The following is a 24,079-nucleotide window of genomic DNA, read 5'->3' as shown; positions in this document are numbered from 1 at the left end:
GACCTGCGGGTGCCCGCACCGGAACGGTCCGGTGACCCCGCGTGGTCGGCGCCCGCGGGGCCCTTCCGCGGCCGGTCGCCCTCCCGGCACAGTCCTCCCGGAGGGGCCGGACGCGGCCGGTGGAGGCCCGGGCGGCCCGAGTTCCCGAGCCGGTGCCGGGGCCGGTCCGGACGCCGGAGGTGCCCATGTCCATCGCCGTTCCCGCCCCCCTCCGGCGCCGTGCCGCAGCCGCCGCCTGCGCGGTCGCCGCGTGCGCCGCCCTGCTCGCGGTGCCGCTCGGCGGCGTCGCCGCCGCCGCCCCGGAGATCCCCGCCACCGCGGAACCCGGCGAGCCGCCACCGGGCGGCGTGCCGGGCGTGCCGGTGCCGTCGATCGTCTGGGCCGACGCGGGGGAGGGCTTCCAGCAGGCCGACGTCGACGTCCCCTACGACTACGCCGACCCGACCGGCCCGACGTTCCGCCTGCACGCGGTCCGGCTGCCCGCCACCGACCCGGCGAACCGGATCGGCGCGCTGTTCGTCAACTTCGGGGGTCCGGGCGGCGGCGCGGCGGCGACCGTGCGGGCGGCGGGCCCGCTCCTGGTGCCACCGGAGGTGCTCGCGCACTACGACCTGGTCGGCGTCGACCCGCGCGGCACCGGCGAGAGCCGGCCGGTGCGCTGCACGGGCAGCACCGCGGAGCAGGCCGCCCTGCCCTACGCCACGCTCGCCGACTTCCCCACCGACCGGGTCCAGGAGGAGCAGGCGATCGCGCAGGTGCGCGCGTTCGCCGAGGAGTGCCGGGCGCGCAACGGCGACCTGCTCGACCACGTCGGCACCCTGCAGTTCGCCCGCGACCTCGACGTGCTGCGCGCGGCGATGGGCGACGCGCGGATCAACCTCTACGGCCTGTCCTACGGCACCTTCCTGGGCCAGGTGGTCGCCAACACCTTCCCCACGCGCACCGGCGCCCTGGTGCTCGACGGCGTGGTGGACCCCGGCTGGGCGGTCGGTCCGCCCGACTCCGTCAGCTGGGTCCGCGAGGGCGCGGCCGGGGGCAGCACCGAGACCCTGGACCGGTTCTTCGAGCTGTGCGCGCAGGCCGGGCCGCCGCTGTGCGCCTTCGCCGCCGACGGCGCCCCGGCCCAGAAGTACGCCGAGCTCGCCGCCCGGCTGCGGGCCGAGCCGCTGCCGGTCCCGGTGCCCGACCAGCCGCCGCTGCCGCTGACCTACTCGGCGGTGGTCGGGCTGACCGTGGCCCTGCTCTACGACGGGGGCACGTGGCCGGACCTCGGCCGGCTGCTCCAGGCGGCCCACAGCGGGGACGGCGCCGCGGTCGCCGACGTCCTGGGGACCCTGCCCCAGCCGACCCCGCAGGGCTACGACAACTACCCCGACGCGAACGCCGCCATCACCTGCGCCGACACCGACAACCCGGTCGACCCCCACCGCTACGGCGAGGTCGCGCGCGAGCTGGACGCCACGACCGACCCCTACGTCGGCTCCCGCTGGGCCTACCTCGGACTGGTCTGCGCACCGTGGTCCGGCCGCTCGACCGAGCGGCACACCGGCCCCTGGGACAGCTGGACCCGCAACCCGGTGCTCGTCATCGGCACGCGGTACGACCCCGCCACCCCCTACCGCAACGCGGTGGCGGTGCACGACCTGCTGCCGAACAGCACCCTGCTGACCGTGGACGGCGTCGGGCACACCTCGCTCGGCAGGAGCACCTGCGCCGCCTCGCTCACCTCGCAGTACCTGCTCACCGGCGCGACCCCGCCGGCGGGGACGGTCTGCGCGGCCGACCACGGCGCGTTCGAGCCGGTGCCGGTGCCCGCCGTCGCGGCCGCCGTCCGGCCGGGCGTGGTGCCGTGGTGAGCCGGCGGTCCCGCGCCGGCCGGCTCGACGGTCAGCCGTAGTACAGGGCGACCGGCCGGCCGTCGATCTCCCGGACGTCGACGGTCGTGTCGTACACGGCCGCCAGCACCTCGGGGCGCATGACCTCGCGCGCCGGTGCGTCCGCCACGACCCGGCCGTCGCGCATGGCGACGATCCGGTCGGACCAGGTCGCGGCGAAGTTGATGTCGTGCAGCACGACGACGACCCGCTTGCCGAGGTCGTCGGCCATCGTGCGGACCAGCCGCATGATCTCGGTCATGTGCCGCAGGTCGAGGTTGTTGAGCGGCTCGTCGAGCAGGACGTACTTCGTGTCCTGGGCGAGCACCATCGCGATGAAGGCCCGCTGGCGCTGACCGCCCGAGAGCTCGTCGAGGAACCGGTTCCGGTAGGGGTCGAGGCCGAGGTAGTCGATCGCGCCCTCGATGTGCGCGCGGTCCTCCACGGTGAGCCGCCCCCGGGAGTGCGGGAAGCGACCGAACTCGACGAGGTCGTGCACGGTCAGCCGCGCGGCGACGTGGTTGTCCTGGCGCAGCACCGCGAGGGTCCTCGCGAGCTGCTTCGACGGCGTCCGCGCGACGTCCATCCCGTCCACCGTGACCCGGCCGGCGTCGGGCTGGACGAGGCGGCCGACGAGGCCGAACAGGGTGGACTTGCCGGCGCCGTTGGGGCCGATGAGCGCCGTCACGCCCTCCCCACCGAACCCGATGGAGACGTCGTCGACCACCGGCTGGCCGGCGTAGCGCTTGGTCACGCCCTCGAGCGCGATCATCGCGCCCCCTTTCGCAGGACGAGGTACAGGAAGAACAGGCCGCCGGCGAAGTCGATGACCGTGGAGAGGGTGCCGCCGAGGTCGAGCACCCGCTCGAGGACCAGCTGCCCGCCCAGCAGGCAGACCACGCCGATCAGCACCGCGGTGGGCACCGTCCACACGTGGCGGAAGGACCCCGCGTAGGAGTAGGCGAGGTTGGCGACGATCAGGCCGAGGAACAGGATCGGCCCCACCAGCGCGGTCGACGCGGCGATCATGACCGAGACGATCGTGAAGAGGGTCATCACCGCGCGCCGGTGGTCGATCCCCAGGCCCACGGCCGTCGGCTCGCCCAGCGTCAGCACGTCCAGGGTGCGCAGCAGCGGCACGACCGCGGCACAGCCGAGGACGACGAGGACGCCGGTGAGCAGCAGCAGCGTCTCGTCGGGCCGGGTGAGCGAGGCGAACATCGCGTCGGAGAGCACCTGGAAGTCCAGCGGGTCGAGCATCCGCTGCATCCACTCGGTGAAGGCGCGGAAGAACGTGCCCAGCACGATGCCGACCAGCAGCATGAGGTGGATCGACCGTCGCTTGCCGCCGAACAGCCAGGTGAACAGCACGACGCTGAAGGCCACCATGACGACGACCTGGACCAGCCACAGGGTGAGCGGGTCGACCGCCAGGAACGAGGCTGAGCCGGCGGTGAACACCAGAACGGTCGAGATCAGCACGTAGAACGCGTCGAACCCCATGATCGACGGGGTGAGGATGCGGTTCTGCGTGATGGTGTGGAAGACCACCGTGGAGACCCCGACCGCGGCCGCCACGACCAGCATGGCGAGCACCGTGAGGCTGCGGATCTCCAGCGCGAAGGCGAGCGAGCCGGGGACGTCGGTGAGGCAGTAGACCGCGGCCAGGCCCACGACGGCGGCGCCGAGCGCGGCCAGGCGCACCCCGGGCCGGGCCCAGCGCGCCCGGATCCCGGGGCGCTCGGTGCGGGGGAGGGACGTCGTCCCGGGAGCGTCAGTGAGCACGGCTCCGCCTCCGCAGGAGCAGCCACAGGAACAGCGCCGCGCCGATGATGCCGACGATGACCGACAGCGGGATCTCGTAGGGGAAGCGGACGACCCGCGCGAGGATGTCGCAGCCGAGGACGAACACCGCCCCCAGCCCGGCCACCCAGGGGATAGAGCGGCGCACGTTGTCGCCGATGAGGAGGCTGACCACGTTCGGGACGACGAGCCCCAGGAAGGGGATCAGCCCGGCCGTGACCAGCACCGCCGCCGTGATCACCGAGACGACCACCATGCCGACAGCCACCCACCGGCGGTGGTCGAGCCCCAGGTTGGTGGCGAACTCCTCGCCGAGGCCGATGACGCTGAAGCGGTCGGCGGCCAGCCAGGCGACCCCGACCATGGCTGCTGCGAGCCACACGAACTCGTAGCGCCCCTGCATGATGCTGGCGAAGCTGCCCTGCGACCACTGGCCGAGGGACTGCAGGAGGTCCAGGCGGTAGGCGAAGAAGGTCGTGACGGCACCCACGACACCGCCGAGCATGATGCCGACGAGCGGGACGAGCACGAGCTGGCGCACGGGCACGACCCTGACCACCTGGAGGAACAGCCAGGTGCCGACGAGCCCGAAGACGGCGGCCACGGCCATCTTCCCGATGACGGCCAGGCCCGGGGCGAACACCGTCGTGACGAGCACGCCGAGCATGGCGAACTCGCTGACGCCGGTGGTGCCGGGCTCCACGAACTTGTTGCGGACCAGCATCTGCATGATCAGGCCGGCGATGCCCAGGGAGGCGCCGACGAGGACCACGGCGACGGTTCGCGGGATCCGGCTGACCACGAGCAGGAAGGCGGCGTTGCTCTCCGGCCCGCCGGCCAGGACCGAGACCGGGGAGACGTCGGAGACGCCGACGAACAGGCTCGCGAGGGCGAGCACCGCGAGCAGGACGCCGACGAGCACCCCCACCCAGGCGCGGCGGGGGCGCGCGCGGGCGGGGGTGCTCGTGGCGGGAGGAGCGAGCGCCGTCACGGACGACGGGGGAGGCGCTCGGCCGGTGCCGGGTCGGTCATGCGGCGATCTGCAGGACGTCGTCGATCATGATCTTCGTGGTGTCGATGCCGCCGAACACGATGTACCAGGCGACCGGGTCGAGGTAGACGATGTGGTCGTCCTGGTAGGCCGTCGTCTGCTTGACGATGTCGTTGTCGAGCACCGCCGCGGCTGCCTGCGCACCCTCGGCGCCGGTGGCGGCGTCCCGGTCGACGACCCACAGGTAGTCGGGGTTGGTCTCGAGCAGGAACTCGAAGGAGACCGGCTCGCCGTGCGTGGCGGCCTCGACGTCGTCCACGACGGGCTGGACGCCGAAGGCGTCGTAGATCAGGCCGCCGCGCGCGCCGCGCCCGGACGCGTCCTCGCCGGCCGGGGCCATCGCGCTCAGCTCACCGCCGGAGACCATGAGGCCCAGGCCGGTGCCCGCGCCGGCGGTGGCGGCGCGCGCCTGCTCGATGCCCGCCTCGATCTCGCCGATCGCGGCGACGGCCTCGTCCTCGGCACCGAGGACCTCGCCGAGGAAGGTCGCGGTGCGCTCCAGGTTCTCGGTGTACGAGCCGCGCAGGCTCAGGTCGACGGTCGGCGCGATCTCGCTGAGGTCCTCGTACAGCGCCGAGGAGCGCCCGCCGATGACGATCAGGTCGGGCTGCTGCGACTCGATCTCGACGAGGTCGGCCTCGAACAGCGTGCCCGCGTTGAAGGCGTCGTCGGCGAGGTACTCCTGGAGGTAGTCGGGCACCGAGTCCAGCGGGGCGCCGGCGATCTCGCCGCCCAGCGCGCCGATGGTGTCGAGGCTGGCCATGTCGAACACGACGATGTTCTCGGGGTTCTTGGGGACCTCGACCGTGGTCTCCTCGAGGACGGGCTCCGCGTCCTCCGCGGCGGTGTTCCGGTCCCACGTGAAGGAGACGGTCTCGGTCTCCGCGGCGCCGGCTTCGGCCGTGTCCTCACCCTCGCCGCACGCGGACAGGGTCAGGGCGGTGACCACGGTGAGGGAGAAGGCGGCCAGCGGCCGGGCGGCGGTACGCATCGTGCTCCTGAGGTAAGGCTTGGCTAACTGAGGGCACCCTAACGTGCCACACGACCTGCGCCCGCTGTCAACCGGGTCCCGGCCCGCCGGTTGAGTGCTGGGTCACACGGGCAGGGGCAGGGGCATGGAGACGCGCACCATCGGAGACCTGACCGTGTCCGCCCAGGGCCTGGGCTGCATGGGGATGAGCGAGTTCTACGGCACGGGTGACCAGGCCGAGGCCGAGGCGACCATCCATCGGGCGCTGGACCTCGGCGTGACGTTCCTCGACACCGCCGACATGTACGGCCCGTTCACCAACGAGCGGCTGGTCGGCCGGGCGATCGCCGGTCGCCGCGACGAGGTCGTGCTGGCCACCAAGTTCGGCAACGAGCGCGGCGAGGACGGCTCCTTCCGCGGCATCAACGGCCGGCCCGAGTACGTCCACCGCGCCTGCGACGCCTCGCTGCAGCGCCTCGGCGTCGACGTCATCGACCTCTACTACCAGCACCGGGTCGACACCGCGGTACCCGTCGAGGACACCTGGGGCGCCCTGCGCGAGCTGGTCGAGGCCGGCAAGGTCCGGCACGTCGGCATCTCCGAGGCCGCGCCGGAGACGATCCGCCGTGCGCACTCCGTGCAGCCGGTGACGGCCGTGCAGACCGAGTACTCGCTGTGGACCCGCGACCCCGAGGACGACGGCGTGCTGGCCACCTGCGCCGAGCTGGGCATCGGCTTCGTCGCCTACTCGCCGATCGGCCGCGGGTTCCTCTCCGGGCAGATCCGCAGCCTCGACGACCTCGCGCCCGACGACTTCCGGCGGCGCAACCCGCGCTTCCAGGGTGAGAACTTCGCCCGCAACCTCGAACTGGTCGACCGGGTCCGCGAGATCGCCGAGGAGAAGGGCGTCACCGCCACCCAGCTGGCGCTGGCGTGGGTGATGGCGCAGAGCGGGCGCGACGGTGGGCCGGTCGTCGTGCCGATCCCCGGCACCAAGCGGGTCGCCTACCTGGAGGAGAACGCCGCGGCCGCCGACGTCCGGTTGTCCGACGACGACCTGCGCCGGCTGGACGAGGCCGCCCCCGCCGGCGCCACGGCCGGGGACCGCTACCCGGACATGTCCACCGTGCACCGCTGACCCGAGCGCGGCCGGTCCGGCTGCGCGAGCACGGTCGCCACGTGCTCGCGCGCCGGGGGGTGCAGCAGGGCGCAGAGCTCCTCCCAGGCCGCCCACAGCTCCGCGCCCGGCCAGCCGTGCGGCCGCAGCGCGTCGGGGAGCATCGGGTCGCTGACCCCGATCCGGCGGATCTCGGCGAGGACCCGCAGGTGGGTCACCAGCGCGGGCCTCCCGTCGGGGGGCGGATCGGCCAGCACCGCGCGGATGCGGTCGATCACCCGCCGGTACGCGGCGGCGACCCCCTGCAGGTCCCAGCAGCGGGCGGCCAGGTCGACGTCCGAGCCACCGGTCTCGGGGGTCACCTGGGCGGTGAGCACGTCCAGCCGGCTCAGCGGCTCCCGGGCCAGGGCGGTCCGGACGTCGTCCAGCGCGACCTTGTGCGGGGACAGCCAGGTGGCCGGGGCGAGCGGGCCGAACCCGTGCCGGGTGAGCGTGCGGCGCACCCGCTCGCGGGCCGACCGGTCGGTCTCGGGCACCGTGTAGATGACCATCCGCCAGCGGCCGTCCCAGGGGCCCAGCCGCTCGTCGAGCCGCGCCCACCGGGCACGGACGGCGGCCCGCAGGTCCTCGGTCGGGGTGTAGAGGGTCTCCCGGCCGCGGCGGGAGGCGGCCAGCCAGCCGGACCGGCGCAGCGCGGCAGTCGTCATGCGCGTGGTGGGCTCGGCGACGTCGAAGGCCTCGAGGAGGCGCACCAGGGCCTGGAGGCGCACCGGCTCCTCGGTCACGGCGTCCAGGTGCTCGGAGAACAGGTCGACGACGAGGTCGCGGACGGTCATGGCGGTCCTTTCGGCACGCCCGTCGCTGAGCGCGCCCCCGTGGTGTCCGTCCCGGCCGAGGGCGGTGCCCGGGACGTTCCCCCTACGCGGGAGGATGGCATCCGTGCGCGCCGCCGTCCCACCGAGGTCCCCTCGGTGACCCCGGTGCTGGTCGTGGCGGTGACCGTCCTCGCCGCCGCGGTGGCCCTCGCGGGCCTCGCCTCCACCGTCGCGCGCCGGCGGATCGGCCTGCTGCACCTGTGGGGCGCCGCGCTGCTGGAGGTGCTCCTGCTGGTCCAGGCGGGCATCGCCGTCGCTGCGCTGGTGGCCGGCGACCGCCCCGCCGAGACCGCCACCTTCCTCGGCTACCTGGGCGGGATCGTGCTCGTGCCGGTGGCCGGCGCGCTGTGGGCCCGCTCGGAGCCGACGCGCTGGTCCGGCGCCGTGCTGGCGATCGCCGCCGGCGCGGTGGGGGTCATGATCTGGCGGTTGCTGCAGCTGTGGGAGGCGACGGGTGGCTGAACCGGGACGTCGGGGCGTCGACGACGCGGGGGAGCAGACGGCCGGCTCGACCGGCGGCGGCCCGGGGCGGGTGCTGGTCGCCGTCTACGGCGTCTTCACGCTCGCCGCGGGGTCGCGGGCGGTCGTCCAGCTGGCGACGCGGTTCGCCGAGGCGCCGGTGGCCTACCTGCTCTCCGCCCTGGCCGCGGTGGTCTACCTCGTGGCGACGGTGGCGCTGGCCCGCGGTGGCCGGCGCACCGCGCTGACCGCCATCTCGGTGGAGCTGGTCGGCGTGCTCGTGGTGGGGACGCTCTCCCTGGCCGACCCGGCCGCCTTCCCCGACGAGACCGTCTGGTCGGCCTACGGCAGGGGCTACCTGTTCATCCCGCTGGTGCTGCCGGTGGTCGGCCTGCTGTGGCTGCGGCGTGTGGGGCGGGAGGCCGCGACCGGCTGACGGTCGCGGCCTCCCGGCGGGCTCAGAACTCGCCGCCCCCGCCGAAGTCGCCACCGAAGTCGCCACCGCCGAAGTCCCCGCCGGAGTCCCCCCAGCCGCTGTCGGCACCGCCGGCGAAGTCGCCGCCCGGGTCCCCGCCGGGGTCCCCGGAGTCGGCGCCGTCGGCGTAGCCCTCCGCGTAGGCCTCCTCGTCCCCGCCGCCGAACAGGCCGCCGTCGCCGAGCCCGGTGTCGAACAGGGCGTCGGCGACCGCGGTCCCCACGACCAGGCCGCCCACGGTGCCCAGCAGGCTCGCGCCCATCATGCTGCCGAAGCTCGGCCCGCCGAAGCCGGGCCCGTAGCCCCCGCGGCCGTAGCCGCCCCCGTAGCCGGGGCCAGGGCCGTACCCGGGGCCGTACCCGCCGCCGAAGGCCCGCTCGAGGATGCCGGGCTGGCGCATCTCCGCCCGGGTCGCGGCGCGGGCCAGGCTGCGCGGGTCGTCGCCGCGCGCCTGCTCGCCCGCGGCGGCCAGCTGGTCGAGGACCTGCCGCCGCTGCTCCGGGTTGAGCTGCGCGAACGCCTCGGCGTGCGCCTCCTCGATCTTGTCCGGCGGCGCGGTCCGCAGCAGGTAGCGGTAGCGCTCGATGGCGCGCTCGTCGTCCGAGCCGCCGCGGGGCGGTGGCGGCGGCGCGTCGTACCCGTGCTCGCTGCCGTACTGGTGTCCGGGCCGGCGGCGGCCGAAGAGCCGGTCGAGCAGTCCCATGGCGATCGTCTCCCTCCACCTGGAGCACGGCGTGCCCCGTCGCTGGGTTCCCGCGCGACGCCCGCCCACACCTGCACCGACGGAACCGCAGGTCAGCGGCGTCCCGGTGCTGGCCGACACCGACGAGCCGCGGTTACTGTCGTCCCGTGCCGGCCGACCGGGACGACCTCCCCGAGGTGCCTCCCCTCCACGACGACATCGACGACATCGGGCAGGCCGGCATCGTGACCGCCGCGACGGCCGTGGTCTCCCGGCACGAGTCCTCCGGCACCGCCTCGGCGGCGCTCCCCGGCGTCCTGGCCGACGTGCCGGTCGCCGTGCTCGTGATCGACCAGAGCGCCGGGGCGGTCACCTACGCCAACACCGCCGCGGTGGACATGGCCGGCAACGTGGCGCTGCCCGTGGACATCGACACCTGGGGCACCTCGGCGGGCCTGACCGACCTCGGCGGCCGGCCGCTGGCCAGCACCTCCGGGCCCCTGTCCCTCGTGGCGCAGGGCCAGCCGGTCAACGGCGAGGCGGTGCGCCGCGCGCCGGACGGCGGCACCGCCGCGGGGGAGGGGTCCGGCGACCTGGGCCAGCTGCTCTGGGTGACCGGGTTCCCGCTGTCCCACCCCACCAGCCACCAGCAGCTCGCGCTGGTGGTGTTCCTGGAGGTCGACCCCGGCGCCCCGGCCGACGGCGACCCCGACCGGTACCTGCGGGCGCTGCGGGAGCGGGCCGTCGTCGCCACCGACATCGCCTTCACGATCACCGACCCCCGCGAGCCGGACAACCCGCTGATCTGGGTCAACCCGTCGTTCACCCGGATCACCGGCTACGGGTACGAGGAGGCGGTCGGGCGCAACTGCCGCTTCCTGCAGGGGCCGGCGACCGACGCCGCGGCGGTCCGGGAGATCCGGGCGGCGCTCGAGGAGCGCCGCCCCCTCACGACGACGCTGCTCAACTACCGCGCGGACGGCACGGCGTTCTGGAACCAGCTGTCGATCAGCCCGGTCTTCGACGGCGAGGGGTCCCTCGTCAGCTTCGTCGGCGTGCAGACCGACGTCACCGAGCGCGTGCGGGTCGAGGGGGAGCGCGAGGCGGCCTTCGCGGCCGAACAGACTGCCCGCCGGGAGGCCGAGCTGGCCCGCGCGACGGCCGAGCAGGCACGGGCCGACGCCGAACGGGCCCGCGTCGAGGCCGAGCGGGCGCAGAGCCGGCTGGCGCTCATGGCCGAGGCGACGAGCACGCTGATCGCCACGCTCGACCTCGGGGACCTCCTCGACCGGCTGGCCCGGCTGTGCGTGCCCCTGGTCGCCGACTGGGCGTTCATCACCCTCGTCGACGACTCCGGCACGGTGGAGCGCACGGCGTGGCGGCACCGCGAGGGACGCGAGGAGGAGCTGCGGCTGCTCGAGACGACGCACGTCCCGCACCTGCCGGAGGGCTCGCCGACCCGCCGGACCATCGCGACGGCCCGCCCGGTGGTGGTGCAGCAGGCCGAGGAGTCCCCGGCCGGGGCGTTCGCCACCGAGGCGGCGCGGCAGGCCTTCGGCCGGATCGGCGGGGCCTCGTTGCTGGCCGTGCCGATGGTCGCCCGACGGCGGACCCGGGGCGCGATCCTGCTCGGGCGCACCGCGGCGGAGCGACCGTTCAACCAGGACGACGTCGACCTCGCCGAGGACCTCGCCCGCCGCGCGGCGCTGGCCATGGACAACGTGCGCCTCTACGAGCAGGAGCACACGGTGGCCGACACCCTGCAGCGCTCCCTGCTGCCGCAGCTGCCGGACATCCCGGCCGTCGAGTCGGCCGCGCACTACGTCAGTGCGTCGGAGGCCGCCGACGTGGGCGGTGACTTCTACGACCTGCTGCACCTGCCCGACGGGTCGGTCGGCATGGTCATCGGCGACGTCGTCGGCCACGACATCGCCGCCGCGGCGGCGATGGGGCACCTGCGCGGGCTCATCCGGGCCTGCGTGTGGGAGGCGCCCGACCCCGACCCGGGCGCCGTCCTCGCCCGGGTCGACCGGCTGGTGCAGGGGCTGGGCGTGGCGTCCATGGCCACGCTGGTCTACGCGCGGGCGGAGCCGCCGGCCACGCCCGGGGCGCCGTGGCGGGTGCACCTGGCCAGCGCCGGTCACCCGCCGCCGCTCCTGCGCGCGCCGGACGGCACGGTCCGGGTCCTCGAGGAGGTGGCCGGGTTGCTGATCGGCGCCGACGGCAGCGTGCGGCGGCCGTCGACGTCCCTCGACGTCCCCTCGGGGATGACGCTGCTCGGCTACACCGACGGGCTGATCGAGCGCCCGGGCACCGACCTCGACGAGGGCCTGGCCGAGCTGGTCACCCGGGTCGCCGCCGCGCCGCGGGACGCCTCACCCCGGCAGCTGTGCGACGCGGCGGTCGCCGTGTCCCTGGACGGCCGGGACGACGTCGCGCTGATCGCCGTCCGGTTCTGCTGACGTCCCGGCCGGCTCCGGTTCCGGTGCCCGGCCGGGACCGGTCAGCCGTCGGTGCCCGCGAGCAGGCCGTAGGCGCCGCGGTGGAACAGCAGCGGACGCCGGCCACCGTCGGCGCCGAGGTCGAGCACGCGCGCGGCGACGAGGGTGTGGTCGCCGCCGTCGTACTCGGCCCACAGCTCGCAGTCGATCCAGGCCACGACGTCGTCGAGCACCGGCTGCCCCTGCCGGCTCGGCCGCCAGTGCACGCCGGAGAACTTGTCCGCCCCGGAGCGGGCGAAGGCGCTGGACAGGTCGTGCTGGTCCTCGGCGAGGACGTTGACGCAGAACCGGCCGATGTCCCGCAGCTGCGGCCAGGTGCGCGAGGTGCGGGCGGGCGCGAACACCACCAGCGGCGGGTCCAGCGACAGCGAGCTGAACGACTGGCAGGTGAAGCCGACCGGGCCGTCGTCGGCGAGCGCGGTGACCACGGTGACCCCGGAGGCGAAGTGCCCGAGGACCTCCCGCATGACCAGCGGGTCGATGACCTCGACCGCGCCCTCCGCCCCGGACCCCGCGTCGCTCATGACCCCAGCCAACCACGGCGGCCCGGATCCGGCCGCCGGTCTTCCGTCAGGCGTCAGTCGCGGGGTCAGCCGACGGCCGCGGCGTCGCGGGGGACCGAGCGGCCGCCGGCGCGGTACAGCGAGCTGGGCAGCTCGTGGCCGACGACGTCCTCGGTCACCCGCGCGGCGACCAGGACGGCGTCGAGGTCCAGCCCGGTGCGCACGCCGGACTCCTCGAGCATGTAGACCAGCTCCTCGGTGGCGATGTTGCCGCTCGCGCCGGGAGCGAACGGGCAGCCGCCGAGGCCGCCGACCGACGAGTCCAGCTGGGTGACCCCCGCCTGGACGGCGGCCAGCGCGTTGGCCTGGCCGGTGCCGCGGGTGTCGTGGAAGTGGACGCCGACCGGGACGCCGGGACAGGCGCGGCGGACGGCGTCCAGCAGTTGGACCACCCGCAGCGGCGTCGTCGTCCCGATGGTGTCGCCGAGGCAGAGCTGGTCGGCGCCGGCCGTGACCGCGGCCCGCGCGACGTCGACCGTCCGGCCGATCGGGGTGCGGCCGTCGAACGGGCAGTCCCAGGCGGTGGCGATGATGACCTCCAGCGAGCCGCCCGCGCCGTGGGCGAGGCCGGCGATCTCCGCCACGGCGCCGACCGCCTCGGCGGTGGAGCGCCCGGCGTTGGCCCGGCTGTGCCCGTCGGAGGCCGAGACGACGTACTCCAGGTTCGGCACGCCGGCGTCCACCGCCCGGGTCGCGCCGCGCGGGTTGGCGACCAGGGCCGACCAGTGGACCCCGCCCCACCGGGAGAGCTCGGCGGCGACCGCGTCCGCGTCGGCCAGCGCGGGTACCGCCTTCGGCGAGACGAAGGAGGTCGCCTCGATCCGCCGCACACCGGTCGCGACCAGGGCCTCCAGCATCCGCAGCTTGGCCTCCAGCGGCACCGGCGCCTCGAGCTGCAGCCCGTCGCGCATGCCCACCTCGCGGACGTCGACGGCGGCCGGCAGCACCAGGTCGAACTCGTTCACGGCAGCCCTCTCCTCGCGCGGTCAGGTGCAGCCCCATCCTGCCCCGCGGCGAGGTTCCACGTGGAACCGGACGGGGCATCCCAGACTGAGGACTTGCAGCGATTCGCCCATGATCTGCGCAGAATGTGCGGCAGGGAGGTGGGATGTGACGAACGTGGCCGGCACGCTCCCCCCGGCGGATCGCCGGAGCGCGTTCGCCAACGCCCCGATGGGCATCGTCCTCGCCACGCCGTCCGGCCTGCTCGTCGACGCCAACCCCGCCTTCGCCGCGATGCTCGGCCGGAGCACCGACGACCTCTACGGCTGCTCGGTGCTCGAGCTCATCCACCCCGAGGACGCGATGTCCACGGCCGAGGCCTACACCGAGCTGGTCGAGCGGCGCCGGACGATGCGCCACGAGACCCGCCTGGTGCGCCAGGACGGCAGCGTGGTGCCGGTGCAGGTCACGTCGTCGTGGGTGGAGGCGTCGCCGGAGGGCGACCCGCCGCACGTCGTGGCGATCGTCGAGGACATCACCGAGCGCAAGGAGCTGGAGGCCGCGCTGGTCCACCGCTCGCTGCACGACCCGCTCACCGGCCTGCCCAACCGGATCCTGTTCGGCGACCGGCTGCGCCACGCGCTGGAGCGCGGGCACCGGGAGCGCACCCCCACCTGCGTGCTCGGCATCGACCTCGACGGGTTCAAGGAGATCAACGACCAGTACGGCCACCCGGTCGGCGACGCCGTCCTCATCGCCTTCGCCGAGCGGCTGACGTCGGTGCTGCGGGCCAGCGACACCGCCGCCCGCGTCGGTGGGGACGAGTTCAGCATCGTCTGCGAGAACAGCGAGCGCGAGGACGCCGAGGCGCTGGCCGACCGGCTGCGGCACACCGCCACCGAGCCCCTGCGGCTGGACGCGGTGACCATCCCGCTCGGCATGAGCATCGGGATCGGCACGGTGGGCGGCGGCACCGACCCGGAGCTGGCCTTCGAGCTGCTGGTGCGGGAGGCCGACGAGGCCATGTACGCCGACAAGGCCGCCCGCCGCCGCTGACGGGTCGCGCACCCGCGCGTGGCTGCGCCCCGTCCCGAGGCTCACCCCGAGCCCGGCCCCGCCCGGCCGGTCACCCGGCGGCTGCTCCCGCCCAGCCGGTCACCCGGCGGAGCCGGGCGTAGACCGCGGTGAGCACCGGTAGCGGCGCGGCCAGCAGCAGGAACACCGTCACCCCCACCCGGTCGTCGCCGTCGTCGAACGCAACCCAGCCCGTCACGAGCGTCAGCAGCAGCACCGCGACCGCGGCCACCGCGGACCCGAACAGCAGGGTCGGCGTACGGCGCTGCAGCAACTGGGCCGCCCCGGCGATCAGTCCCACGGCGCAGGGCAGACCGAGCAGGAGGAGCACCGTGACCGGATCGTTCCCGCCGGAGGCCACGGCGACCAGGAAGAACAGGGAGGCCAGCGCGGTCAGCCCGCCGGTGACGAACCCGAGGACGATCGCCGCGGTGGCCACGCCGGGGCGCGCCGGCCCATCAGGCCACGCCACTGCTGCCGGCGACCACCCCCAGCCGGGACCGTGTCCCGGTGGAGGGCCGTAGGACGGCGGGGGGCCGTACGCCGGTGGAGGGCCGTACGCCGTCGGAGGGCCGTACGCCGTCGGGGGGCCGTACGTCGGTGGAGGGCCGCACGTCGGTGGAGGGCCGTAGGACGCCGACGGGTCGTGGCCGGGGACACGCACGGAGGGCGGCGGCGGTCCGTAGCCGGCTGGGACGTGCCCCGGAGGCTGTCCGTGGCCCGCCGGCGTCGACTGCTGTCCCGGCGGGACCGCGTCCCAGCCGTGCTCCCATCGGTCCCCGTGCATGCGGCCAGTCTGCAGCCGACCGGTGCTGCCGACGTGCAGGCGCGGGCCGTCACCCCCGCCAACGGGTGACGACGTCGGAGAACACCGCCGCGGCCTGCTCCAGCTCGGCGAGCTCCACGTACTCGTCGACGGCGTGCATCACCGCGGGCGTGCCCGGCCCCCACACGACGATGGGTGCGCCACCGACCACCTGGCCGAGCACCGACGCGTCGGTGAAGTAGGTGGCCGGCGTGGGCCGCACGGTCGCGGGCAGCGAGGCGACCCACGGGTCGTCGGCGGGGGTGCCGACCGGCGGCAGGTCCACCCGGACCTCCACGTCGGCCACCTCCGGCTGGTCGCGCCACCACGCCAGGAGCGGTGCGCCGTCGGCAACGGTGCGCATGTCGATGACGGCCTCGGCGCGGTCGGGGACGACGTTGGGAACGGTGCCCCCGGTGACCACGCCCGGGTTCCACGTCTCGGTGCCGAGGAACCCGTCGCTGCGCAGCGGCAGCGCACCCCCGGCCCGCCCGAGGACCGCCACGAGGTCCAGGACGGCGTTGTGCCCCCGCTCGGGCGTGCTGCCGTGCGCGGCCCGGCCCGCCGTCCGGGCGGCCAGCCACAGCGCGCCCTTGTGCCCGAGGACGACCTCGTTGCCGGTCGCCTCGGGGACGATGACCGCCCCCACCGACTGGTCGGCGACCGCGGCGGCCGCGGCCGCGGCGCCCTTGGAGCCGATCTCCTCGTCGCTGGTGAGCAGCAGCGCCACCGGCGTCTGCGGGTCGGCGGCCGCCAGCGCCGCGGCCGCGGCCACCACCCCGGCCTTCATGTCGCTGGCGCCCCGGCCCCACACCCGGCCCTGGTCGAGGTCGGCGCCGAAGGGGTCGCGCTGCCAGGCGGCGGGGTCGGGCACCGGCACGGTGTCGACGTGGCAGGCCAGCAGCAGGTTCGGCCGGTCGGGGTCGGCCGGCGTCCGCAGCAGGGTCCAGGGGTGGTCGCGGTCGCGGCCCTCGGTCACCTGCAGGTGCGGGGCGCGCTCGCGGAGCACGTCGGTGAGCGCGCCCAGGAGGTCACGCTGCGCGGCCGCGTCCCCCGAGATCGTCGTCCGGCTGACGAGCTCCCGCACCAGGTCCACCACGTCGAGTTGCGCAGCCATCCCCCGATCGTCGCCGGTTTCCCCGGAAACCGCCGCTCGGCCCGGGCGGGACTCAGCCGCCGAGGGACGCGCTGACGACGGCGCGCGCCTCCTCCTGCACCTGCGCCAGGTGGTCGGGACCCTTGAACGACTCCGCGTACACCTTGTAGACGTCCTCGGTGCCCGACGGCCGGGCGGCGAACCAGGCGTTCTCGGTGACCACCTTGAGGCCGCCGATCGCGGCGTCGTTGCCGGGCGCCCGGGTGAGCTTGGCGGTGATGGGCTCCCCGGCCAGCTCGGTGGCGGTGACGTCCTCGGGTGAGAGCTTGGCCAGCTGGGCCTTCTCCTCCCGGGACGCCGGGGCGTCGACGCGGGCGTAGGCGGACTCCCCGTACTCCGCGGTCAGCTCGGCGTGCAGCTGGGACGGCGAGCGGCCGGTCACCGCCTGGATCTCGCTGGCCAGCAGCGCGAGCAGGATGCCGTCCTTGTCCGTCGTCCAGACGCGGCCGTCCCGGCGCAGGAACGACGCGCCGGCCGACTCCTCGCCGCCGAACCCGACCGACCCGTCGAGCAGGCCCGGGACGAACCACTTGAACCCGACCGGCACCTCCACCAGCCGCCGGCCCAGCCCGGCCACCACCCGGTCGATGAGGGACGACGAGACCAGCGTCTTGCCGACGGCGGTGTCCTGGCCCCACTCGGGCCGGTGGGAGAACAGGTAGGAGATCGCCACGGCGAGGAAGTGGTTGGGGTTCATCAGCCCGCCGTCGGGGGTGACGATGCCGTGCCGGTCGGCGTCGGCGTCGTTGCCCGTGGCGATCGCGTAGTCGGCGCGCTTGCCGATGAGCGAGGCCATCGCGCTCGGCGAGGAGCAGTCCATGCGGATCTTGCCGTCCCAGTCCAGGGTCATGAACCGCCAGGTGGGGTCGACCAGCGGGTTGACCACGGTGAGGTCGAGGCGGTGCCGCTCGGCGATCGCACCCCAGTAGTCGACGCTCGCCCCGCCCAGCGGGTCGGCGCCGATCTGCACCCCGGCGTCCCGGACGGCGTCGAGGTCGAGCACGTTCGGCAGGTCGTCGACGTAGGCGCCGAGGAAGTCGTGGCTCTGCGCCGCCGCCCGCGCCCGGGTGAAGGGGATCCGCTGGACGCCGTCCAGCCCGGCGCGGAGCAGCGCGTTGGCGCGGTCGGCGATGGTCTTCGTCGCGTCGGTGTCCGCGGGGCCGCCGGACGGCGGGTTGTACTTGAAGCCGCCGTCGCGGGGCGGGTTGTGCGACGGCGTGACCACGATGCCGTCGGCCGGCCCCGACGTGCGGCCGGCGTTGGCGGTGAGGATGGCGTGGCTCAGCGCCGGCGTGGGCGTGTACCGGTCGGCGGCGTCGACCAGGACCGTCACGTCGTTGGCGACGAGCACCTCCAGCGCGCTGGCCCAGGCCGGCTCGGACAGCGCGTGGGTGTCCCGGCCGAGGAACAGCGGACCGTCGTATCCCTGGGCCGCCCGGTACTCGCAGATCGCCTGCGTGGTGGCGAGGATGTGCGCCTCGTTGAACGCGGCGTCGAAGGCGGACCCCCGGTGGCCGGAGGTGCCGAACGCCACCTGCTGCGCCGGGTCCGCCGGGTCGGGTTCCCGCGTGTAGTAGGCGGTGACCAGCGAGGCCACGTCGATGAGGTCGCTCGGCCGGGCCGGCTGTCCGGCGCGGGGGTCGGTCATGTGCCGATCCTGGCCCGCCGGGCACCCCCGGCGCGACCGGTGCCGGTCCGGCGCCTGCCCCGGGGCGCGCGCCGCACCCGCGCCGGGCGCTGGGCTGCACCGCGGCCGGCTCAGCCCTCGACGCGCTCCAGGAACCGCTTCAGCGTCTCCAGGAACACCTGCGGCTGCTCCGAGTGGACCCAGTGTCCGGCGTTCTTGACCCGCACCAGCCGGGTGGCGGGGAACAGCTCCTCCATCCGCGCGCGGTCCTCGGGGAGCACGTAGTGCGAGTTCGCGCCCGCGATCCACAGCACCGGACCGTCGTAGCGGGCGCCCGGGGGCGGCTCGGGGAACCCGCGCAGCTCCCCGAGGTCGCGCTCCAGCAGCTCCAGGTTCAGCCGCCAGCGCCATCCGCCGTCCGCACCGAGGCCCTCGCGGACCAGGCTCTGCAGCAGGAAGGAGCGGACCATCCGGCTGGGGACGACGGTGCGCAGCGCGGCGTCGGCGTCCTCGCGGGTCCTCAGCGCGCCGAGGTCCAGCGCGCGCATGGCGGCGATGTACGCGGCGAAGGGGGAGGCCTCCTCGTCGGGGTCGTCGGTGCGTCCGCCGGACACCGGGTACTCGGTGGGGGAGATGTCGACGACGACCAGCGCGCGCAGCAGCTCCGGGTGCCGCACCGCGACCTGCATCGCCACCTTGCCGCCCATCGAGTGCCCGACGAGGGTGACCGGTTCGGCGAACGACCGCAGCTCGTCGGCGACCATCCCCGCCATGTCGAGGTAGTCGACCCGTTCGGTCCACGGCGAGTGCCCGTGGTTGGGCAGGTCCAGGAGGGTCACCCGGTGGTCGCCGGAGAGGCCCTTCGCGGCCGTCGTCCAGTTCTTGCCCTGACCGAACAGGCCGTGCACGAAGACCACCCGCGGGCCGCGCTCGCCCAGCGTCCGGGCGTGCAGCCGTTCCTCGGAGTTCTCCGTCACCCGGCGATTCCACCAGATCCCGTCGTCCGCCCCACCTACCGTCGACGGCCGACGAAGACACCGGTCGGCGTCCGCGCCGACGGAGGGGGAGCACACCCATGCCCGGACGGCGTCGCCGCACAGCCCGGTCGACCAGCCAGAGCCGCTCGACCACCACCCGCAGCACGACCACCAGCACCGCCGCCCGCCGCGCGGCACCGGCCCGCCGCACCGCGAAGCCGGCGCCGGAGCGCCCGGTCGCCGGCCCGGGGGAGCGGGTGTGGGTGCTCGCCGTCCCGTTCCGCGCGCCGGCGCCCGGGGCCCAGTGGCGCCCGGACCTGCAGGCCCACGTGTACGTCGGCCGCGAACTGCCGCCGGAGCTGGCGCCCTACGACCCGCCGCCGTACACGTTCGAGCGCTTCCTCGAGGACGAGCTCAACGCCACGCCGCGCCCGGTCCCCACCGGCCGCCCCATGCAGCCGCGCGACGAGCAGCTCACCGGTGCGGCCGCGATCGCCGCGTCGGCGAAGGCCGGGCACCGGGTCTTCCTGCTCGGTGACGACCCCGGCGTGGGCAAGACCGGCACCGCCGTCCTGGCCGCCCGCGAGGTCGTGGCGCAGCGCGGCGGCCGCACGGTGCTGGTGGTCGCGGACCGCCCGGCGGCGATCACCATCCCGCACTGGACGCGGTCGATCGCCGGCTTCGGCGACGGCGGCCTGCGCTGGTGCGTGACCACGTGGGACCGGCTGGCGAAGGTCGCCAAGCTCCGGTTCGACGTCGTCATCGCCGACGAGGCGCACATGGTGCGGCACACGACGACGCAGCGGTGGAAGCACTGGAAGGCGGTCTCCGGTGCCGGCCGGGTGAAGGACGCGCCGTTCGTCATCGCGGCCACCGCCACCCCCGCGCACACGCCGCTGGAGCTGCCCTACCTGGCGCCGCAGTTCGCCCAGCGGCACGGCGAGCCACTGCGCGCGTGGGCCGATCTGCCGGCGAAGCTCGCCGAGCACGGGTTCCACGTGGAACGGGGCCGGTACGGCTGGACCTGGACCGAGGACGCCGACCGCCGCCGCGCCGACCTCGCCCGGCTGCAGGACTGGCTGGCCGAGGGCTACCCGCCGGCGACGCTGCACCGCCCGGCGCCGTGGGGCCCGGTGTCGGTCACGGGGACGCCGGTGTCGCTGACGCCGGCGGAGCGGGCCGCCTACGAGTCGGAGTGGCAGGAGTTCCGCGCCGAGATGCAGCTGGCCCGCCGCGGCCGGCAGACCGCGCGGGGCCGGGCGGCGCTGCTGCGGTTCCGGCAGAAGGCCGGGCTGATCCGCGCACAGGCGACCGTCGACTGGGTCAAGGCCCAGGTGGAGGCCGAGCGGCAGGTCGCCGTCTCGGTGGAGTTCGTGGAGACGGCGGCCGACCCGATCCGGGAGGCGCTGCTGGACTCGGGCGTCGCCGTGGCCGCCATCTACGGCCGCGACCGGTTCGACGTCGAGGCCGAGCGGCTGCGGTTCCAGACCGGCGCCGCGCCGGTGTGCGTCTTCACGGTGACCGCGTCGATCAGCCTGCACGCCGGCGAGCTGCTGCCCGCCGGGACGCACGCCTCGGCCACGCCGCGGGTCGGGCTGTTCCACCAGCCGCGGTTCTCCGGCATCCAGGCCCGCCAGGTCACCGGCCGCACCCACCGCGACGGGCAGGTCTCGCCGTGGCGGGTCGCCTTCGCCGAGGACACCGTGGAGGAGCAGGTGGCGCGGGTGATGGTGGAGCGGCTGGCGGTCAGCGGCTCGACCGCGGGCGCGGACACGTCGTCCCTGCAGGAGATCGCCGAGCTGCTCGACGCCGACTGGCTGCCCTCGACCGCGCTCACCGGGAACGACTGAGCGTCCGGGAGGCCGCGCGGCGCCGAGTGGCGAGTTCCCGTGCCTCCCGGCGCGCTCGGACCACGGCAACCCGCCAGTCGGCGCCGCAGGACTTCCGCCCGTGACGTTGTTAGGTTCGGGACCGCAAGTGGCACGGGGTGCCCCCGCCCGGGGCTGAGAGCACACCCGTCGAACCTGCTCCAGTTCGTACTGGCGAAGGGATGTCACGGCGTGGGAGCCATCGACCTGCGCGCGGCCCGCGAGGAGCTGCGCACCGCTGCACCGCTGGTGCACTGCCTGACCAACACCGTCGTCCAGACGATGACGGCCAACGCCCTGCTGGCCGCCGGCGCGGCACCGGCGATGGTGGACGCACCGCAGGAGGCCGGGGACTTCGCCGCGGTCGCCTCGGCGGTGCTGGTCAACGTCGGCACGGTGCACGAGCGCACCGCCGAGGCCATGCGGCTGGCGGCCCGCTCCGCCGGCGCGGCCGGGACGCCGTGGGTGCTCGACCCGGTCGCGGTCGGTCCGCTGGCCTACCGGACGGCGCTGGCCGCCGAGCTGGTCGAGCTGATACCCACCGCCGTCCGGGGCAACGCCTCCGAGGTCCTGGCGCTGGCCGGGGCCGGCACCGGCGGCCGCGGGGTGGACAGCACCCACAGCACCGACGCCGCGGCCGAGGCCGCCCTCGACCTGGCCCGGCGCACCGGGGGAGTGGTCGCGGTCAGCGGCGAGGTGGACCTGGTCACCGACGGACGGCGGACCGTGCGGGTGGGCGGCGGTTCGGTCCTGCTCACCCGCACCACCGGCGCCGGCTGCGCGCTGGGCGCCCTGGTCGCCGCCTACCTCGCCGTCTGCGACGACCCGCTGACCGGCGTCGTGGCCGCGCACGCGCACGTGGCGCTGGCCGCCGAGGTCGCCGCCGACGTCGCCGACGGGCCCGGCACCTTCGCCCCGGCCTGGCTCGACGCCCTCGACGCCCTCGACGGGGAGTCCCTGAGCCGGGCGGACGTGCGGGAGGAGCGGTGAACGGGTTCGACCCGACCCTCTACCTGGTCACCGACACCGGGCTTGCCCGGCCCCGGCCGGTCGCCGACGTCGTCCGCGCCGCGGTGGCCGGCGGCGTCACCGCCGTCCAGGTGCGCGACAAGACGGCGTCCCGGCGGCAGCTGCTCGCCCTCACCCGGGCCGTGCAGGCCGCGCTGGCCGACCGGCCCGACGTCGCGGTCGTGGTCAACGACGCGGTCGACGTCGCCCTGCTGGCCCGCGCGGGCGTGCACGTCGGCCAGGACGACCTCCCGCCGGCCGAGGTCCGGCGGCTGCTGGGCCCCGGCGCGCCGCTGGGGCTGAGCGTCACCTGCGCCGCGGACCTGCACGCCGCGCTGGCCCTGCCTCCGGGCATCGTGGACCTGGTCGGCATCGGCCCGGTGTGGGCGACGCCGACCAAGCCCGACGCGGCTCCCGGCCTGGGGCCGTCGGGCACCCGGGAGCTCGCGGCTGCCGCCCGCTCGGCGGGGCTGGTCGCCGTCGCGATCGGCGGGATCGACGCCAGCCGGGCGGCGGAGGTGGCGGCGACCGGGGTGGACGGGATCTGCGTCGTCTCGGCGATCTGCGCCGCGCCCGACCCCGCGGCCGCCGCCCGGGAGCTGCGGGCGCGGATCGACGCGGGCCGCTCGGTGGGGGTCCACCGATGAGCGGACAGGGGCGGAAGCCCGGCAGCGAGGAACGAGCGAGGAGCGGAGCGCCCCGCGGGAGCGAACCAGGCAGCACGAGCGGCGTTCCGGTCGCGCTCACCGTCGCGGGCAGCGACCCGAGCGGCGGCGCCGGCATCCAGGCCGACCTGAAGACCTTCAGCGCCCTGGGTGCGTACGGGACGGCGGTGCTGACCGCGCTCACCGCGCAGAACACCCGCGGGGTCACCGGCGTCCACCCGGTGCCGGCGGCGTTCGTCGCCGCGCAGCTCGAGACCCTGCTCGACGACGTCGAGGTGCACGCCACCAAGCTCGGCATGCTGGGCAGCGCGGAGGTGGTCCGGACCGTGGCGCGGGTGCTGGCCGACCGCCGGGCGGGCCCGGTGGTCTGTGATCCCGTGATGGTGGCGACCAGCGGCGACCGGCTCATCGACGACGCCGCGGTGGACGCCGTCCGCACCGACCTGCTGCCGGTCACCGACCTCGTCACGCCCAACGTGCCCGAGGCGGCGGCGCTGCTCGACGCGGCGCCGGCGACGAGCGTCGACGACCTCCCCGGGCAGGCCACCGCGCTGCTGGCCCTCGGCCCGCGGGCGGTGCTGCTCAAGGGCGGCCACCTCGGCGGGGAGGAGAGCGTCGACGTGCTGGCCACCGCGGGCGCCGTCACCGTGAGCCGCCGCCCCCGGGTGCGGACGACGGCGACGCACGGCACCGGCTGCACGCTGTCCTCGGCCCTCGCCGCGCTCGCCGCCCGCGGGCGCACCGACGACTGGGCGCGGCTGGTCGACCCGGCGCGCGACTACCTGCACGCCGCGCTGGTCGCCGGGGCCGGCCTGGGCATCGGGTCGGGGCACGGGCCGGTGCACCACTTCGCCGGGATCTGGCCGTCGTGAGCGCCGCCGCGAACGCTCACGGGGACGCCGAAGCCCCGTTCACCGAGCGCGCCTGGGCCGCGACGGCCGGCCTGCGCGCGGCCATCGACGACCTCCCCTTCCTCGCCGAGCTGGGTTCCGGCGCGCTGGCCCCGGCCACGTTCCGGCACTACCTGGAGCAGGACGCGCTCTACCTCGCGGACTACGCCCGGGCGCTGGCCCTGCTCGCCACCCGCGCCCCGGACTCGGCCGCCGCGTCCTTCTGGGCGACCTCGGCGGCCACGACCGCGACCGTCGAGCGCCAACTGCACGCCGACCTGCTCGCCGCGGAGCTGCCCCCGGCCGACCGGCCGGGCGGCGACCCGGTGCCCTCACCGACCTGCCTGGCCTACGTCTCCTACCTGGTGGCCGCGGCGGCGACGGCTCCGTACGCGGTCGCCGCCGCTGCCGCGCTGCCCTGCTACTGGGTGTACGCCGACGTCGGCGCGCGCCTGGCGCGGACCGCGGCGCTCGTCCCCGGACACCCGTACCTGCGCTGGGTCGCCGCCTACGACGCCCCGGGGTTCCAGGAGGCCGCGCGCACCGCCCGCGCGCTGGTCGACGCGGCCGCCGGCGAGGCGCCCGGCACGCAGCCGGCCATGCTGCGCGCCTTCACCGTCGCCACCCGCTACGAGCTGGAGTTCTGGCGCGCGGCGCACGAGCGGGAGAGCTGGCCGGACCCGATCTGACCCCGACC

General features: G+C 75.5%; 23 protein-coding genes and 1 riboswitch. Of the genes, 11 read left to right on the top strand and 12 right to left on the bottom strand.

The features are described 5' to 3' along the window. The first annotated feature begins 185 nt into the window (after nucleotides 1-185). A complete protein-coding gene (locus ACI789_RS09850; protein ID WP_457008466.1) occupies nucleotides 186-1,856 on the top strand; it encodes an alpha/beta hydrolase in 1,671 nt (556 codons plus the stop codon). Between the two features lie 31 nt (nucleotides 1,857-1,887). On the opposite strand, the gene ACI789_RS09845 is transcribed toward ACI789_RS09850, so the two are convergent. The 4 genes from ACI789_RS09845 to ACI789_RS09830 are packed head-to-tail and all read right to left on the bottom strand — an operon-like array spanning nucleotide 1,888 to nucleotide 5,719. Further along, nucleotides 1,888-2,646, bottom strand: coding sequence for an iron ABC transporter ATP-binding protein (locus ACI789_RS09845; RefSeq protein WP_457008464.1), 759 nt, complete (start codon nucleotides 2,644-2,646; stop codon nucleotides 1,888-1,890). Further along, the gene (locus tag ACI789_RS09840; protein WP_457008462.1) at nucleotides 2,643-3,659 is read right to left on the bottom strand and encodes an iron chelate uptake ABC transporter family permease subunit; all 1,017 of its coding nucleotides are present in this window, start codon (nucleotides 3,657-3,659) and stop codon (nucleotides 2,643-2,645) included. The genes ACI789_RS09845 and ACI789_RS09840 overlap by 4 nt, the downstream gene beginning before the upstream one ends. Next, nucleotides 3,649-4,668, bottom strand: a complete 1,020-nt coding sequence (locus ACI789_RS09835; RefSeq protein WP_456921007.1) for an ABC transporter permease — start codon at nucleotides 4,666-4,668, stop codon at nucleotides 3,649-3,651. Before ACI789_RS09835 ends, ACI789_RS09840 begins: the two co-directional genes overlap by 11 nt. A gap of 37 nt (nucleotides 4,669-4,705) precedes the next feature. Beyond that, nucleotides 4,706-5,719 (bottom strand): siderophore ABC transporter substrate-binding protein, encoded by a 1,014-nt coding sequence (locus tag ACI789_RS09830; protein ID WP_457008460.1) that lies wholly within the window; start codon nucleotides 5,717-5,719, stop codon nucleotides 4,706-4,708. Nucleotides 5,720-5,843: 124 nt separating this feature from the next. Here ACI789_RS09830 and ACI789_RS09825 point away from each other — a divergent pair, with 124 nt between their 5' ends. Continuing rightward, on the top strand, nucleotides 5,844-6,836 hold the full coding sequence (locus tag ACI789_RS09825; RefSeq protein ID WP_457008458.1) for an aldo/keto reductase: 993 nt from the start codon (nucleotides 5,844-5,846) through the stop codon (nucleotides 6,834-6,836). Here ACI789_RS09825 and ACI789_RS09820 read toward each other — a convergent pair. After that, nucleotides 6,806-7,651 carry a PaaX family transcriptional regulator gene (locus ACI789_RS09820; RefSeq protein WP_457008456.1) on the bottom strand — a complete coding sequence of 282 codons (846 nt, stop codon included), beginning with the start codon at nucleotides 7,649-7,651 and terminating at the stop codon, nucleotides 6,806-6,808. The two genes, ACI789_RS09825 and ACI789_RS09820, sit on opposite strands and share 31 nt — an antisense overlap. Nucleotides 7,652-7,786: 135 nt before the next feature. On the opposite strand from ACI789_RS09820, the gene ACI789_RS09815 reads away from it, so the two are divergent. Next, nucleotides 7,787-8,152, top strand: coding sequence for a hypothetical protein (locus ACI789_RS09815; RefSeq protein WP_457008454.1), 366 nt, complete (start codon nucleotides 7,787-7,789; stop codon nucleotides 8,150-8,152). Then, complete coding sequence (locus tag ACI789_RS09810; RefSeq protein ID WP_457008452.1) at nucleotides 8,145-8,585, top strand: hypothetical protein; 441 nt, start codon at nucleotides 8,145-8,147, stop codon at nucleotides 8,583-8,585. The genes ACI789_RS09815 and ACI789_RS09810 overlap by 8 nt, the downstream gene beginning before the upstream one ends. A gap of 22 nt (nucleotides 8,586-8,607) precedes the next feature. On the opposite strand, the gene ACI789_RS09805 is transcribed toward ACI789_RS09810, so the two are convergent. Next, a complete protein-coding gene (locus tag ACI789_RS09805; RefSeq protein ID WP_457008450.1) occupies nucleotides 8,608-9,327 on the bottom strand; it encodes a hypothetical protein in 720 nt (239 codons plus the stop codon). Between the two features lie 146 nt (nucleotides 9,328-9,473). Between ACI789_RS09805 and ACI789_RS09800 the strand changes: the two genes are divergently transcribed. Continuing rightward, nucleotides 9,474-11,768 (top strand): SpoIIE family protein phosphatase, encoded by a 2,295-nt coding sequence (locus ACI789_RS09800; protein WP_457008448.1) that lies wholly within the window; start codon nucleotides 9,474-9,476, stop codon nucleotides 11,766-11,768. 41 nt (nucleotides 11,769-11,809) lie between these two features. Here ACI789_RS09800 and ACI789_RS09795 read toward each other — a convergent pair whose 3' ends face one another. Both ACI789_RS09795 and ACI789_RS09790 read right to left on the bottom strand, forming a co-directional pair. Continuing rightward, a complete protein-coding gene (locus ACI789_RS09795) occupies nucleotides 11,810-12,331 on the bottom strand; it encodes a flavin reductase family protein (RefSeq protein ID WP_457008446.1) in 522 nt (173 codons plus the stop codon). Between the two features lie 65 nt (nucleotides 12,332-12,396). After that, complete coding sequence (locus tag ACI789_RS09790; protein WP_457008444.1) at nucleotides 12,397-13,335, bottom strand: hydroxymethylglutaryl-CoA lyase; 939 nt, start codon at nucleotides 13,333-13,335, stop codon at nucleotides 12,397-12,399. Between the two features lie 154 nt (nucleotides 13,336-13,489). On the opposite strand from ACI789_RS09790, the gene ACI789_RS09785 reads away from it, so the two are divergent. After that, nucleotides 13,490-14,368: a diguanylate cyclase domain-containing protein gene (locus tag ACI789_RS09785; protein WP_457008442.1), complete on the top strand. Its 879-nt coding sequence runs from the start codon at nucleotides 13,490-13,492 to the stop codon at nucleotides 14,366-14,368. A gap of 70 nt (nucleotides 14,369-14,438) precedes the next feature. Here ACI789_RS09785 and ACI789_RS09780 read toward each other — a convergent pair whose 3' ends face one another. The 4 genes from ACI789_RS09780 to ACI789_RS09765 all read right to left on the bottom strand — a co-directional run bounded on the left by ACI789_RS09780 (nucleotide 14,439) and on the right by ACI789_RS09765 (nucleotide 18,951). Next, complete coding sequence (locus ACI789_RS09780) at nucleotides 14,439-14,858, bottom strand: hypothetical protein (protein WP_457008440.1); 420 nt, start codon at nucleotides 14,856-14,858, stop codon at nucleotides 14,439-14,441. A gap of 364 nt (nucleotides 14,859-15,222) precedes the next feature. Next, entirely contained in the window at nucleotides 15,223-16,308 is a 1,086-nt protein-coding gene (locus ACI789_RS09775; protein ID WP_457008438.1) for a M20 family metallopeptidase, read from the bottom strand. A gap of 52 nt (nucleotides 16,309-16,360) precedes the next feature. Next, nucleotides 16,361-17,995: a phosphoglucomutase (alpha-D-glucose-1,6-bisphosphate-dependent) gene (pgm, locus tag ACI789_RS09770; protein WP_457008436.1), complete on the bottom strand. Its 1,635-nt coding sequence runs from the start codon at nucleotides 17,993-17,995 to the stop codon at nucleotides 16,361-16,363. A gap of 110 nt (nucleotides 17,996-18,105) precedes the next feature. Further along, nucleotides 18,106-18,951, bottom strand: coding sequence for an alpha/beta fold hydrolase (locus ACI789_RS09765; RefSeq protein WP_457008434.1), 846 nt, complete (start codon nucleotides 18,949-18,951; stop codon nucleotides 18,106-18,108). Between the two features lie 98 nt (nucleotides 18,952-19,049). Here ACI789_RS09765 and ACI789_RS09760 point away from each other — a divergent pair, with 98 nt between their 5' ends. The 5 genes from ACI789_RS09760 to ACI789_RS09740 all read left to right on the top strand — a co-directional run bounded on the left by ACI789_RS09760 (nucleotide 19,050) and on the right by ACI789_RS09740 (nucleotide 24,071). Further along, nucleotides 19,050-20,801 (top strand): helicase, encoded by a 1,752-nt coding sequence (locus ACI789_RS09760; RefSeq protein WP_457008432.1) that lies wholly within the window; start codon nucleotides 19,050-19,052, stop codon nucleotides 20,799-20,801. Nucleotides 20,802-20,924: 123 nt separating this feature from the next. After that, a riboswitch (TPP riboswitch) is annotated at nucleotides 20,925-21,019 on the top strand. Next, nucleotides 21,012-21,809: a hydroxyethylthiazole kinase gene (thiM, locus tag ACI789_RS09755; protein WP_457008430.1), complete on the top strand. Its 798-nt coding sequence runs from the start codon at nucleotides 21,012-21,014 to the stop codon at nucleotides 21,807-21,809. It overlaps the preceding riboswitch by 8 nt. Beyond that, on the top strand, nucleotides 21,806-22,474 hold the full coding sequence (thiE, locus tag ACI789_RS09750) for a thiamine phosphate synthase (RefSeq protein ID WP_457008428.1): 669 nt from the start codon (nucleotides 21,806-21,808) through the stop codon (nucleotides 22,472-22,474). Before thiM ends, thiE begins: the two co-directional genes overlap by 4 nt. After that, nucleotides 22,471-23,364: a bifunctional hydroxymethylpyrimidine kinase/phosphomethylpyrimidine kinase gene (gene thiD / locus ACI789_RS09745; RefSeq protein WP_457008426.1), complete on the top strand. Its 894-nt coding sequence runs from the start codon at nucleotides 22,471-22,473 to the stop codon at nucleotides 23,362-23,364. Before thiE ends, thiD begins: the two co-directional genes overlap by 4 nt. Beyond that, the gene (locus ACI789_RS09740; protein ID WP_457008423.1) at nucleotides 23,361-24,071 is read left to right on the top strand and encodes a TenA family protein; all 711 of its coding nucleotides are present in this window, start codon (nucleotides 23,361-23,363) and stop codon (nucleotides 24,069-24,071) included. The genes thiD and ACI789_RS09740 overlap by 4 nt, the downstream gene beginning before the upstream one ends. The last annotated feature ends 8 nt before the right edge of the window (nucleotides 24,072-24,079 follow it).

Source organism: Geodermatophilus sp. SYSU D00965 (assembly GCF_054050075.1).
This window is presented reverse-complemented; position numbering and strand designations above follow the sequence as displayed.